The 12,336-nt window shown below is 56.6% G+C and carries 11 protein-coding genes; 8 read left to right on the forward strand and 3 right to left on the reverse strand.

The window, feature by feature from the left end:
• The first annotated feature begins 130 nt into the window (after positions 1-130).
• The 6 genes from DSM3645_RS00760 to DSM3645_RS00790 all read left to right on the forward strand — a co-directional run bounded on the left by DSM3645_RS00760 (position 131) and on the right by DSM3645_RS00790 (position 6,358).
• The gene (locus DSM3645_RS00760) at positions 131-1,045 is read left to right on the forward strand and encodes a DUF1559 domain-containing protein (RefSeq protein WP_002650053.1); all 915 of its coding nucleotides are present in this window, start codon (positions 131-133) and stop codon (positions 1,043-1,045) included.
• Between the two features lie 55 nt (positions 1,046-1,100).
• Positions 1,101-1,514: a hypothetical protein gene (locus DSM3645_RS27445; RefSeq protein WP_002650054.1), complete on the forward strand. Its 414-nt coding sequence runs from the start codon at positions 1,101-1,103 to the stop codon at positions 1,512-1,514.
• Positions 1,515-1,951: 437 nt separating this feature from the next.
• Entirely contained in the window at positions 1,952-2,371 is a 420-nt protein-coding gene (locus tag DSM3645_RS00775) for a DoxX family protein (protein ID WP_002650056.1), read from the forward strand.
• 1,095 nt (positions 2,372-3,466) lie between these two features.
• Positions 3,467-4,471, forward strand: a complete 1,005-nt coding sequence (locus DSM3645_RS00780) for a DUF1559 domain-containing protein (RefSeq protein WP_040351487.1) — start codon at positions 3,467-3,469, stop codon at positions 4,469-4,471.
• 60 nt (positions 4,472-4,531) lie between these two features.
• Positions 4,532-4,984, forward strand: coding sequence for a hypothetical protein (locus tag DSM3645_RS27450; protein WP_002650059.1), 453 nt, complete (start codon positions 4,532-4,534; stop codon positions 4,982-4,984).
• Between the two features lie 48 nt (positions 4,985-5,032).
• Positions 5,033-6,358, forward strand: a complete 1,326-nt coding sequence (locus tag DSM3645_RS00790) for a PhoPQ-activated pathogenicity-related family protein (protein WP_002650060.1) — start codon at positions 5,033-5,035, stop codon at positions 6,356-6,358.
• A gap of 107 nt (positions 6,359-6,465) precedes the next feature.
• On the opposite strand, the gene DSM3645_RS27455 is transcribed toward DSM3645_RS00790, so the two are convergent.
• Positions 6,466-7,179 carry a basic secretory protein-like protein gene (locus DSM3645_RS27455; protein ID WP_161603266.1) on the reverse strand — a complete coding sequence of 238 codons (714 nt, stop codon included), beginning with the start codon at positions 7,177-7,179 and terminating at the stop codon, positions 6,466-6,468.
• 201 nt (positions 7,180-7,380) lie between these two features.
• Between DSM3645_RS27455 and DSM3645_RS29795 the strand changes: the two genes are divergently transcribed.
• A complete protein-coding gene (locus DSM3645_RS29795; protein WP_002650062.1) occupies positions 7,381-7,905 on the forward strand; it encodes a hypothetical protein in 525 nt (174 codons plus the stop codon).
• Here DSM3645_RS29795 and DSM3645_RS00805 read toward each other — a convergent pair.
• Together DSM3645_RS00805 and DSM3645_RS00810 are read right to left on the reverse strand one after the other, a co-directional pair.
• A complete protein-coding gene (locus DSM3645_RS00805; RefSeq protein ID WP_002650063.1) occupies positions 7,902-9,878 on the reverse strand; it encodes a PAS domain-containing protein in 1,977 nt (658 codons plus the stop codon). The two genes, DSM3645_RS29795 and DSM3645_RS00805, sit on opposite strands and share 4 nt — an antisense overlap.
• Positions 9,879-10,003: 125 nt before the next feature.
• Complete coding sequence (locus DSM3645_RS00810) at positions 10,004-11,035, reverse strand: lipid-binding SYLF domain-containing protein (protein WP_002650064.1); 1,032 nt, start codon at positions 11,033-11,035, stop codon at positions 10,004-10,006.
• A gap of 371 nt (positions 11,036-11,406) precedes the next feature.
• On the opposite strand from DSM3645_RS00810, the gene DSM3645_RS00815 reads away from it, so the two are divergent.
• Positions 11,407-12,324 (forward strand): hypothetical protein, encoded by a 918-nt coding sequence (locus DSM3645_RS00815; protein ID WP_002650066.1) that lies wholly within the window; start codon positions 11,407-11,409, stop codon positions 12,322-12,324.
• Positions 12,325-12,336: the final 12 nt, after the last annotated feature.

Here is a 12,336-nt window from a genome sequence, read left to right on the forward strand (position 1 = left end):
TTCATATCCCTGGCGCCAAGCTTTTGCTATGATTTTTTTGGATAAAAATTCTCCATAAAAACGCGACATCCTTCATCGCAAGCTCTTCCTGCTTATCTCTCATTCTCACCTTTCGCTGGAGAGGAACGACATGATTTCGTTCGCGCGACGACGCTCGGGGTTTACCTTGGTCGAATTGCTGGTGGTCATCGCGATCATCGGCGTCTTGATTGCTTTGCTCTTGCCGGCGGTGCAACAAGCCCGCGAGGCCGCTCGCAAGATGCAGTGCGGCAACAACCTGAAGCAGATCGGATTGGCGTTGCACAACTATCACGATACCAACGGCCGCTTTCCACCGGGGTACTACATGGGACTCAATCAATCTGGCACGGCGGAGAACTTGCTCCGTTACAGTTGGTTTCAATCACTCTTGCCGTTCGTCGAGCAGACTGCGTTGTTTGATTCGGTCCAAACCGATATCCAAGCGGGCAGATTGCCTTGGGAATTTACCCAGCGCCAGACGATCGTCAACGGCTTCATGTGTCCATCCGATCCAGCGAATCCCAAGGTAGGTCCGTTGCGCGGATTTCATGGCAACTATGTCGTCTCTCATGGTTCGCATAGCTTAAAGAACGCCGATAACGATCGAAAGGCTGACGGGATGTTCTTTGTCGAATCCCGAATTCGGATCGCAGACGTCGTAGACGGTACGAGCAACGTGGCGATGCTAGGCGAGATCATCCTGGTGCCGGACGACATCGATCGCCGGGGCGCTTACTACATGACCGGCTGGAACAACGCCAACGTCACTTTGGCGCTGCGCGATACGCCCAACTCGGACTCGCCTGACACGGCCAATTCGGCCACGATTGTCGACTACCCGCCGCGTGCTCCCGGAGTCGCAACGACCGAGTGGTGTCGCATGGGCTCCCGAAGTTATCATCCTGGCGGCGTGCTGGTAGGGAGGGCTGACGCGTCGGTCGGGTTTGTTACCGAGACAATTGATCTAACCACCTGGAACCGCTTCGGCTCTCGCAACGATGGCGAAGTGTTAGGAGAGATCTAACGCAACGAGAGAGTGGGTTCGTCATCATTTCGCGAAAACGGGAGTGGAAGTAAACATGGCTTGGGTTATTTATCGAATCACAGCGATGCTAGGCGTCGTACTGATGGTTGTCGGCTGCCAGGTGCAAAGCGGGCCGGTCACCTATCCTGTTTCGGGGATGGTCACCTATCAGGGGAAGCCGTTAGAAAAAGGGCGAATCAGTTTTATTCCCGATACGAAAGAAATCGGAAGCGGGCCGACTTGCGCTTGTGAAATTATCGCCGGCAAATTCGACGGCAAATCGACTGCCGGAGTGAAGAAGATCGAGATCTACGGATCTTGGAAAACCGGACGCATGATGACGATGGATGACGGCAGCGGCCAGGTTGCCGAAATCGCTTCAATCCCCGGCAAATATAACGAACTCAGCCAGATCAAAGTGGAACTGCTCCCGCAAGCCAACGCAGGGTTAGCGTTCGATCTCCAATAAGCGATCGCCGCGATCGAATGCTGTACGAAGAGCCCCATGATGGGGCTCTTTTTGTTGGGCGGGGCCGCCAGCTTCTTTTCTTGGCCGCCTTTCGCTCCGGCTTCTCCCTCAAAATCAGCCGCACGGCGTTAGCCGCGGTTTCTGACAGGAAAGCATTGTTGTCGACGGAAGAGTTGGAGACAAGAAACCGCGGCTAACGCCGTGCGGCTGAGAAGAACGCGGAGACCTAGTCGTTTTATCGTTGGAAAATCAATGGGGCAGCTCGCAGGAAACCGCTCTCCTGGTCGAATGATTCGATAAAACGCAATTTCAAGACTGTGCGACTTCTAAGAAATGCTCGCTAAGATCAGGACGTTGATTGCCCCGCGGTTTCCTCGCTCGTTATACTGCGATATCTCCCCCAGCCAACGTCACCAGTAACACGTAAAGACATACCGATGAGCGAATCAGAAATCGTCGCCCACCAACCCAACATGATCGCGGTGTGGATCGGGCGCGTGATCACCATTCTGGCAGGCTTGGCCTTTCTAGCCGCCGGCGTGATGAAGTTGTCGATGGCCCTGGGCGGCGAGATGGATCCAGAGGTCGTCGCCGAAATGGAAAAGTCTGGTTTCCCTGTCGACAAGCTGCTGCCGCTGGGGATCTTGCTGACGACCTGTGCGGTGCTGTATCTGATTCCGCCGACGGCGATCTTGGGGGCGATCCTGCTGACCGGCTACATGGGCGGAGCGATCTGCACGCACTGGCTGAAGGACGAAGATATGACGGTGCAGATTCTGCTGCCGATCTTGGCTTGGCTGGGGATCTATCTCCGCGATCAACGGCTGTGGAAGATGATTCCGTTTCGGTTGAGTTAAGGAGCATTGTCGGTCGTCGGCTCGATTTCCGTCTCGTCTTTACTTCTACCTGAAAATCGCCGCTGGAGACGGCTCGAGTCTCATCCACTTACTCCAGCGCGTTTTCGATCGGCAGGTTCAGCGTCAACTTTTGCGGATGCAGTCCTAGCAACTCTCGAACTTCATCGATCCAGAGAAGCGTCTTGCGGGCAAAATCGGTAGATCTCGTTCCAGTACGCTTTCGTCTCGCGATCGGGACCGAATATCCGTCGTGAGAAATTCGTTCTCGTCGGCGAAATCTTGGGGCTGTATCCTATTGCGACCAAACTCCTTTTCCGGCCATAAGTTACGATCGCCGAAATTACTTGCCAGCGGCGCGAACCCGTCCCAAGCTGGGTTGTCTAGTTGGTTGCCGCTGTGAGAATTGCTCTTGCAGAACTCAAATGAGTGGCGCAAAGTTGTAGTATCGGATTGCGTTGACGCGACGCAATTTTACTAGAGCCCAGCTCGATGTCGTCTAACTGGCTTAATCGGCAAAGACTGGGGTGGCTTTAGTGGAAAGGAGGTGGTTCAGTGGAATCTGTCTGTATTAGCCGAAGAGGTGGTGACGCCTAACGGCTGCCGGCGGGTTGCCGGTAGGCGCCCACTGCCACATTAGATCCTTTTTTGATCTGATCTGGTTTCAATCGGGACGTGCGACGAACTTAGCTTGTCGCACGTCCTGTTTTTTTGCGCTCTATGGAGTTGCGCTATTGACGGTTCACGACCGCTCGAACACGAACAAAGAACCGTAATCTTAAAGCCTACGCTTCCAGCGGGACCGGCGATTTCTGGATCCGCCGTTTTGCTGGAAAAATTCACGAAGTCTTTTCGCGGCGCTTTCCGATAGGACATTGCGCACGTACGTGACATTCGCTCCGCTTCATTGCGCTATGGATTGAAGAAATTTCCGGATTAGGTTTGACTCAGTCAGATCAATTTTCTCCAATGACATCCGCACTTGCGTCGCAATTTTTAAATTGTTTGACGCATTGCGTCTCTTCTCATTCTTCTTTTCTTCTCTCGACATCTTGTTCAAGGAACGGCGTCATGATATTTCATCGCGCGAGCGCTTCCATGCACCGACGTAACGGTTTTACGTTGGTGGAGTTGCTAGTGGTCATTGCCATCATCGGCGTGTTGATTGCGTTGTTATTGCCTGCGGTGCAGCAAGCCCGCGAAGCGGCTCGGCGGATGCAATGCACCAACAACCTGAAACAGCTAGGGTTGGCGTTTCATAACTACCACTCGACGCTCGGCTGTTTTCCATTTGGCTGGAACATCTCGGCCGACCTGAACATACAAGGCTGGTCGCTCCAACTGTTGCCTTATCTCGAACAAGCGGCTCTGAACGACAAGTATGACCCGCGCGCTCCGGCGTTTAACGAGGCCGCCGCCGCCGGCTTCAATGCCGCTGCGGTGACCGGCAATCTGGAAGTGATCCAGACTCCGCTCAACGCATTCATGTGTCCCTCGGCCGCAGCCGAGGTTTTAAGTGACTACAACGTTCCCGAAGATGCTTTGGAAACCGGCCTTCCCCCGGTCGAATTGACCTGGACCGCCGCACGCGGAGATTATAGCGCCACGGCCGGTATCCGCGGCGCTTATGCTTCATTGGCGTACGGGGCTAACCCGCCGCCGAGTCGGAGCGGAGTGCTCTGGGAAACGGTTCCTGGGGGGCGCACTTCGTGCCCACGCGTGGCGGACGTTGTCGACGGAACTTCCAACACCTTCATGGTCGGTGAACGCCTGGGAGGGCCTTCGGTTTATAAGCTGCGAAAAATCGACGCTACTTTGACGACCACCTACGGCGGCACCCAAGGAGGCGGTTGGGGCGACGCTTTGCATGGCGATCATTGGCCGCAAGGCTCGTTGTATGACGGATCGCTCGGAACCAACGGCGGCGCATGCATTATCAACTGCAGCAATGGGCGCGGCGTCGGTTTCTTTTCGTTTCATCCCGGCGGCGCCAACTTCTTGATGTGCGACGGCTCTGTCCGATTCATTCCCTCCACGATCGAGGGCTTTACGTTCGCGGCGCTGATGACTGCTGCGGGGGGAGAAGTCCCCGGCGATTTTTAGTCATCACGAGAAACAGGACGTGGAGTTTTCGTATCGCCAATCGTATCTGGGAATGTTTGGATGAACTGCAAGGATCTACTCGCGCTGTCGTTGATGACGACAGCGCTCTGGTCGTTTGGTTGCGGCAAAAAAGAGCACGAATATTTTGCGAAACCAACGGTCCAAGTTGCAGGTACTGTAACTGTCGATGGACAACCGCCGGGAAGCCCGATTGTGATCGAGTGTCAGTCAGTGGGAGATGACGATCTGGAGCATCCCTCGGTGACGCAAGCGTTGACTAGCGAAGACGGCCGGTTTGCCTTGTCCACGTACGTGGAGGGTGACGGCGCTCCCCCTGGCAGTTATGCGTTGACGTTTTATTGGGGCAAATTGAATCAGATGTCGGTCGGATTTTCGGGCCCCGATCGTCTGAAAAATCGCTATAACAAGCCTGAGAAATCGCCTGTCAAGTTAACCCTCACCGCCGATCAAGAACCTGTTGATCTTGGGGAGATCAAGTTGACGACCAAGTAAGTCGCTCGACGCTCCCACTCTTTACGGTTTCACCCCAGCATTGCACCCATGATCCGATTTTCTCATATTCTCGCCCTTGGCGCGTTGTTTGTTGTTGGGGCCAGTCCCTGCGGCTTGCGGGCCGAGAAGGTCGCTGCGCCGCCGACGGCATTGCAAGATTACGTCGCTCAAGCAGACGAGAGTTTCGCCTGGAAGTTGGAAAAAACAACCGACTTGCCGCTTAACATGGGGCGACTGCATGAAGTCGAGTTGACCTCCCAGACCTGGCAAGGGATCACCTGGACGCATCGGCTGGCGATTTTCGAGCCGCAAGAAAACAAGCATCCCGAGCATAGTCTGTTGTTTATCACCGGCGGGAAGACCGGCGGCAAACTTCGCACCGGCGACATGATCGCCGGCGCTCGCATGGCCAACGCCGGCGGAGTTTGCGTCGGCTACTTGCTGCAGGTTCCGAATCAACCGCTGCTGGGAGATCGGACTGAAGACGATCTAATTACGGAAACGTTTTTGCGTTATCTCGACTCGCGCGATGCGACTTGGCCGCTGTTGTTTCCGATGGTGAAAAGCGCCGTTCGTGCGATGGACGTCATTCAGTTGGTCGCCCAACAACAATGGGACGCTGACGTCGATAAGTTTGTCGTCGCAGGCGCTTCCAAACGAGGTTGGACCACCTGGCTAACCGCCGTCGCTGACGAGCGCGTCGCCGGGATCGCACCAATTGTGATTGACACCCTCAATTTCCAAGCGCAGATGAAGCATCAAATTGCGACCTGGGGCAAATTTAGCGAGCAGATCAAGGACTACACCAGCAAAGGGCTGGTCCGCGTCATGCAAGAAGAACCAGACGTTCCCCTGTGGCGCTGGGTCGACCCATACACCTACCGCGCCCAATTGTCGTTGCCCAAATTGATCATCAACGGCACGAACGATCCCTACTGGGTGGTCGATGCGTTGAACATCTATTGGGATGATCTGCCGGGACAGAAACATCTCCTCTACATTCCCAACGGGGGACATGGACTAGAAGGGGGACTGGAGACCGCGTTGACGACTTTGGTCGCGTTCGTCAAGCATGTCGCCGCCGATAAGCCGCTTCCCAACCTGCAATGGCAGTATGCCCAAGCAGAAGAAAAGATCACGCTGACCGTACGCAGCGATGTAGCGCCAAAGGAAGTTCGGCTTTGGTCAGCGACTTCGGGCAGCGGCGACTTTCGCCCCGCCAAGTGGACAAGCACGCCGATTGTCGCCGCCGATGGAGCGTACGTCGCAACGGTCGACGCGCCGCAGGAAGGCTTCGTCGCGATGTACGCCGAGGCCCGCTACCAGATGCAGGGCCATGTCTATTCACTGACGACGCAGATCCGCCGACAATAATCGGCAGGGAAAAAGGGGACGAATGTCTCGTGAATGCCCAAACAAGCTGGTCCGTCGCGGGACCTTGCTCATTCGACATTAGAGCTTCGACATTCGTCATTGCCTCACTACGCCATTGGATTGTTGGCCAGGAAGTCGGCCCACAGATCGTCCAGGTTTTTGCCGGTCAGCGTTTCAAACATCTTGTCGTTGTAGCGACGCGTGCGCAGCGCTGCATCTAGTTTCGGTACGATGCGGCGATCGTATTTCCAAGTGAGGAACGCTAAGAAGGCGGCTGTGTTATTGTAGCCGTCGGTGTACTTGGCTCGATTTCGATTGAGCGGATAGCGCGGACGCTCGGCCTCGTACTTCCAATAGCGCACGTAGTCGGCGATTCCCTCGACCAGCCAGCCTGGTTTGCCGCGCGAGTGAGGATAGCTTTGCACGACATGGGTCAGCTCGTGAATCACCATCCCAAAATCTTCCGGATGCGATTTGATCCACGCCGCGCTGATGTAGATGTTCGACCCGATCGTCACGCCGGGGGCGTCTTGTTCTTTTTTCAGGACCAGTTCGACGCGTTGGGGCGGCGTCCAGTCTTCGGTATGCAGGAGGTGACAGATGAGGGGGAACCATTGATCACAAAGCTGCTTGGCTTGCTCGCCCCATGCTTTCGCTGATTCGTCCGCGGCGACTTCGTCGGTGACCAGGACGAACTCGGGAGTCTCTGGAGCAACGGCCGTCGCGGGATACCATTTCGAGGCCAGATCGTCCGCCGCGCGACCCGTCGTCGCAAGACAGAATGGCAGCAACAAGGCCAGGCAGGCAAATTGCAATTTCACGAGATTCTTCTCCTTGGTCTCAGGAATGACGGCGCTTCGCATCGTTTGATCATAGCCAAGACCGGCAGTCACGACAGGCAAAGGAGTGGAGAACGGAAAAAATCGTTTCGACCCAACCTGGGCGCATTTTGTGAGCTACGTTTCTGCAGAGGGAAAATCTCTCTCGACCAACGTCGTTTTTCTCCAACTGAGACGATTATCATGTCCGCAACTCACAGCCGCATTGCGATTTTTTGCGCAGTGATCGCGTTTGCCGCACCGCAAGAAATTTTCGCCCAAGACGGGGACGATACGAAGAGCGACGACAATTTCTACTCGTTCATGATGGCCGGGCAGTCCGATAAGCAGCGCCGCGGCAAGACGCCGGAAGTGATCGCTCCGTACAACGCGCCGATGCCGGCGCTTGACTTTTGGGGTGGCGATTTTGGCAATGGGCCAGGATTTGGTTACTACGGCGGCGGATATGGCTTCGGTTACGGAGGGCTCGACATGGGCGGCTTGGGATACGGCGGAATCGGCTACGGCGTTCCATTCGCCTATCCCAGCGGGATCGGCTATCGCGTTCCGTACGCGTTTGGCAACCAGATAGAACCACACGGCGAAGGCCTGAGGACCGAGCTTGAGTCGCGCGCCGCCAGCCAACAACCGCTCAAGATGCAGACCACGCCGCGAATGCCGTTTGGCCGCGGTCCTGGTCCGATTCGTCCGCCGATGGCGAACCACTAATCGAGATTAGGCGCCATCGTTTGTAACAGCGCGTGCAGTTCGGTTTGCCGCGCTAACGTCGGCAACTTGACCTGGATCCGAGTTCCTTTGCCGGGTGCGCTGTCAATCGCGGCCGAACCGCCAAAGAGCCGCGCTCGCTCGACAATGCCGCGAACGCCAAATCGTTCGTTGGAGACCTTGGACAAGTCGAAACCTTTCCCGTTGTCTTGAATCTCGATCGCGATGCGATCTCCCTCGCGTTTGACTTTCACATGCGCCTCCGCAACGCCGCTATGGCGACGAACGTTGGAAACGCCCTCTTGGACGATGCGAAACATCGCACCCATCAACAGCGGATCTAGATCTTCGTACTCTCCTTCACACTCGATCGCAGCGTCAAATCCATAGCGGTCCGATTCTTCGGCGGCCAAATAACGCAGCGATTCGACCAGACCGTCATCGTCGATCACCAGCGGTCGTAGGCGACTGATCGTACGCCGGGCTTCGACAATCGCCGAACGCAGCATCTCCAACCCTTTGACCTGATCCTCCAGCGCCGGGTGTTGCTCGTCCTGCAGCCGATAGCGGACCGCGTCAAACGCGAATTGAGCGCCGACGACATACTGCACGAAACCGTCATGAATTTCGAGCGCCGTCAGTTGACGTTCTTTTTCCTGCAGTTGCCATAGTTCTCGCAACAACTGTTCGTCATGCGCCTGACGTCGCTGCATTTTTCGTAGTTCGGAAACATCCGTCGATGCGATCACGGCGCCTTGAATTTCGCCATCGATGACCAGCGGGCTGCAACGCACGAGCAGATCAAGAACCCCGTCGCCGTGTGGAAACTTCGTTTCCCAACTGCGCATTTCGCCATTTTCCAGCGTCGCCCGCATGTGCTCGGTGATCGCTGCCGCGTCCTCAGGAGTTGCGAAATCCATCATCGGCCGTCCCAGAACGTCTTCGACCGTGACACCGGGCGCAGTTCGGTTGATGTAGCGGGTCACGCCGTCGCGATCCAGCGTCATGATAAAATCAGGCGAGCAATCGCTAATCGCTTGCCAGCGCGCGGAGATTGCTTCTAGCTCCACGCTTTTTTCGACCACTTTGTTTTCGAGTTCGCCGCGCGCTTGTTCTAAGGGGGTGACGTCCCAGCAAACTCCGCACATCAAGACCGCGCGGCCCGTAGCGTCGCGTTGCACGACCGCCCGATCCGAGAGGTAGTGGATCGATCCGTCCGGCCAAACAACGCGAAACTCATCCTCGAAAGCATTCTCCGAAGCGATCACGCGCTCCAGCACTTCTCGAACTCGCTGCCGATCGTCCGGGTGAACGGCGGTGAAGAATTCGCGGACGTGAATCACCTCGGAATCGGTAGGACGACCAAACGCCGGGAACATCGAACTATTGAGCGTGACCAGATCCGTGGTCAAATCCCAAATGAATGCGCCGAAATCGCGCGGAGTCAGCGCCAGCTTCAGTTGCGATTCTGACTCGGACAACCGCGCTGCCGTCAGCTTTTCTTCGGTGATATCAATACAAACGCCGTTGTACTGCAGGTATTCTCCCGAAACGCGGACAGCGCTCGACCGAACGCGTCCCCAGCGGATGTCGCCCGACGGCGAAACAAGCCGCATATCAATCTGGAACGGCAAGCTGGCGTCATTCAGACAATCGTCGACCAACGCAAAGTAGGCCCCGCGATCATCCGGATGGATCATCTCGATCATCAGCTCTGGACGATCGTAGATCTCTTGCGGCGAATAGCCGAAGCGATGAATCCCACTTCCCACGTACGTCATCGAGAAGTCGGTTCCATCGATCTTGTTGAGCGTTTGGAACAAGAAGCAGGGAAGGTTTTCCGCGAGACCGCGCAGCGAAGAAAGCTGGGCGGTCAAATCGTTATTCTCTTGCTGCAGTTGGGCGCACTGCGACTCACTTTCGCGTAGTCGTTGCTCCAACTGGGCGATCTGCTGACTGGGGGACGGAGAATCCACGGAGTTATTCAACTTTGCGAGGTGCACAAATAGATGAGGGTTCTCTCTATCTTAGCCCCAAATTGTCCGATGTCCGCCGTCTGGGTGGATACGGATCTCCGCGAATTGACGGCTTGTCGCAACGATTACATCGGCGGAGGCGGCAATTGCAACGCGTTATCAACCACCGGCTGCGAAAGGGCCGCCGCATATTGCTCTAGCACCGCGACCAGAGCGCGGAAATCAGCACGCTGCGACAGTTGCGCGTATTGCGGGTTGGCCATCACGCGACGGAAATTTTCGAGCGAAGCCTCCAGCGCTTGCGGCGAAGGTTGACGCCCTGGAGTATAAACCTCAGGCGGCAACCCCAAATAGCGTCGCCAATTTTCATCCAGCACCGCTCCCAATCGCTGCGACGCCGCGGCGGTCTCGGCCTGCAACTGATTCAAATGCGCCGAGGCCTGGCCCAGCGTTTCGGTAGCCGCTGTCGGCTGCTGCTCGACAACCATCCCCGGTGCGACGACCGTCTGCGGCGCCGAGTATTTCAAAACCGTCGCGACCAGTTCGTTCGCTTCCGGCGGAACGCCTGCGGCGTAGTAGGCTCGGGTCGCGGCGTTGTTCATCTGCAATGCGCTGCCGTCGAGCGACGCGCCGATAAACAGTCCGCGGCTGCGGTTGTACGAATAGATTTCGGACTTCAGTTCAAGATCGGTGCCGGCTGAAGCTTGTCGACCGACCGGGCCTGCGGCTGCGGCCGCATCGACTCCTAGCGTAAATTTTCCTTGCAGCAAACCTTGCACGCTCTTTTGCGTGCGGAAGACCAAAATCACGTCGGTCGATTGCACGCCGACCTGCCAACCGACGCTGCCGCCGGTCATGCTGACAAACTGCGGAGCGGTCCAGCCGCCGGTCGCCGCGTCCCGAACCATAGCGACGCCGTTGCCATGACGTACGCCGACGACAAAACCCCCTTTGATCATGTTCGGAATGATCACCAAGCCTTGGGCGTCGGCGAGCATGCTGTGCGGAATTCCCTTCGCCGGGATCTGCATGATCTCATTCAGTACGCCGGTCGCTTGGACGACGGTTTGCGATTCGATGGTTTGCGCGTGGGCCGGAGCGGCGCCAAACAGCACGGCCATGCAAATGGCCGCCGTGGTCAGTTTTAAGTAGTGCATGCGATTCCTCCTTGGTGGGCGCGCCCCGGTAAGTCCGTCTGTTAGTACGGCAATTTACCCGGGATGGGTTGCTGGCAAAACAGAGAAATCTTTGCTAGCAGCTAGCGCCGCAGAACGGACCGATCGGTGGCGCGATGCGACTGGCCAAGACGATTGGCGACAAAGCGAATTCGACTACTAGGCGCCGGTGATCGCTCGCAATCGCATCTCACATCCCCCACTCTTGATGTTTTCGCCGCGGTTGCTGTTGACCCCGTTCCGCCTGACGACGTACTCTCCCCCAGATTCGTTGTCGCTGCCGAAATCTCGGTCGTGCGACGGACTCGTCCCCATTGCAGCTAGCAACCTTGTCTTCATGGATTGTTTAGAGGATGTCGCTGTTCGTCCCTCGATTGTCGATCGTCGTACTGCTCGCGCTGGGCGCTTGCGGTTGCGCGCTTTGGCAAAGCGAGACGACCACCGAGCCTTCGACGTTGCCGCAGTCGAACATCGCCGATGACACCGTGGTGCTGGAAACGACCAAGGTGCGCATTCCCAACATGCAGCAAGATGCGATCGCCCAGATGTGGCTCGAAGTCGATGAGCAGTTTATGCCGACCTCGACGCGTCACCATCTCTACGAGAACGGAATCCGCGTCGGCTTGATCAACTATCACTTGCCGCAACAGATTCGCGATCTGCTCGAAACCGGATCCGGCAAGTCCGGCCTGAATGGGCAAACGTCGGTCCTGGTCAAAGATGGCGAAATGCCGATCGCCGAACAGCGCCGTTTCCGCAAAGGAAAGCGGGGCGAACTGATCGCGTCGGACGTGATGCCCGAGCTGACCTGTTTCGTCAAACAAGGAGACGCGGTCACCGGCGAAACTTACTACCAAGCCCAATGTCGTTTCGCCATCCTCACCTATCCGCAAGGGGATGGCCGAGTGCTGGTCGAACTGACTCCTGAGATTCAGCACGGCCAACCGCAGCGCGACTTTTCGTCCCCTCGGGACGGCATCTTTGAGATCGCCCATCGCCCCCGCTCTGAGGCCCTCTCGGACCTCACGATGAAAGCGATCATGTCTCCCGGCGAGACATTAATTTTGGGGGCCACCGACGAGCTGAAAGGGGCCGGAAAAGCCTTCTTCTCTCGCGCGGATGGACGTCGCCAGGTAATGCTGATTCGCCTAGCGGCGAGCCAGACCGGCAATCTTTTTGCCGCGGAAATAGAAAAAGCTGCAGAGCCCGGGGAGATTTCGCCCATTAAGGCAGAATCTACGGAAACCTATGGCTCCGTGTCGTTCGATTAAGTTCCGGGGGAT

It is taken from the genome of Blastopirellula marina DSM 3645 (assembly GCF_000153105.1).
GTDB classification, from domain to species: Bacteria; Planctomycetota; Planctomycetia; order Pirellulales; family Pirellulaceae; genus Blastopirellula; species Blastopirellula marina.

Bases quoted from the DNA above. Each gene is read 5' to 3' on its own strand.
- DSM3645_RS00760 (WP_002650053.1), top strand. From the start codon at position 131: ATGATTTCGTTCGCGCGACGACGCTCGGGGTTTACCTTGGTCGAATTG.
- DSM3645_RS27445 (WP_002650054.1), top strand. From the start codon at position 1,101: ATGGCTTGGGTTATTTATCGAATCACAGCGATGCTAGGCGTCGTACTG.
- DSM3645_RS00775 (WP_002650056.1), top strand. From the start codon at position 1,952: ATGAGCGAATCAGAAATCGTCGCCCACCAACCCAACATGATCGCGGTG.
- DSM3645_RS00780 (WP_040351487.1), top strand. From the start codon at position 3,467: ATGCACCGACGTAACGGTTTTACGTTGGTGGAGTTGCTAGTGGTCATT.
- DSM3645_RS27450 (WP_002650059.1), top strand. From the start codon at position 4,532: ATGAACTGCAAGGATCTACTCGCGCTGTCGTTGATGACGACAGCGCTC.
- DSM3645_RS00790 (WP_002650060.1), top strand. From the start codon at position 5,033: ATGATCCGATTTTCTCATATTCTCGCCCTTGGCGCGTTGTTTGTTGTT.
- DSM3645_RS29795 (WP_002650062.1), top strand. From the start codon at position 7,381: ATGTCCGCAACTCACAGCCGCATTGCGATTTTTTGCGCAGTGATCGCG.
- DSM3645_RS00810 (WP_002650064.1), bottom strand. From the start codon at position 11,035: ATGCACTACTTAAAACTGACCACGGCGGCCATTTGCATGGCCGTGCTG.
- DSM3645_RS00815 (WP_002650066.1), top strand. From the start codon at position 11,407: ATGTCGCTGTTCGTCCCTCGATTGTCGATCGTCGTACTGCTCGCGCTG.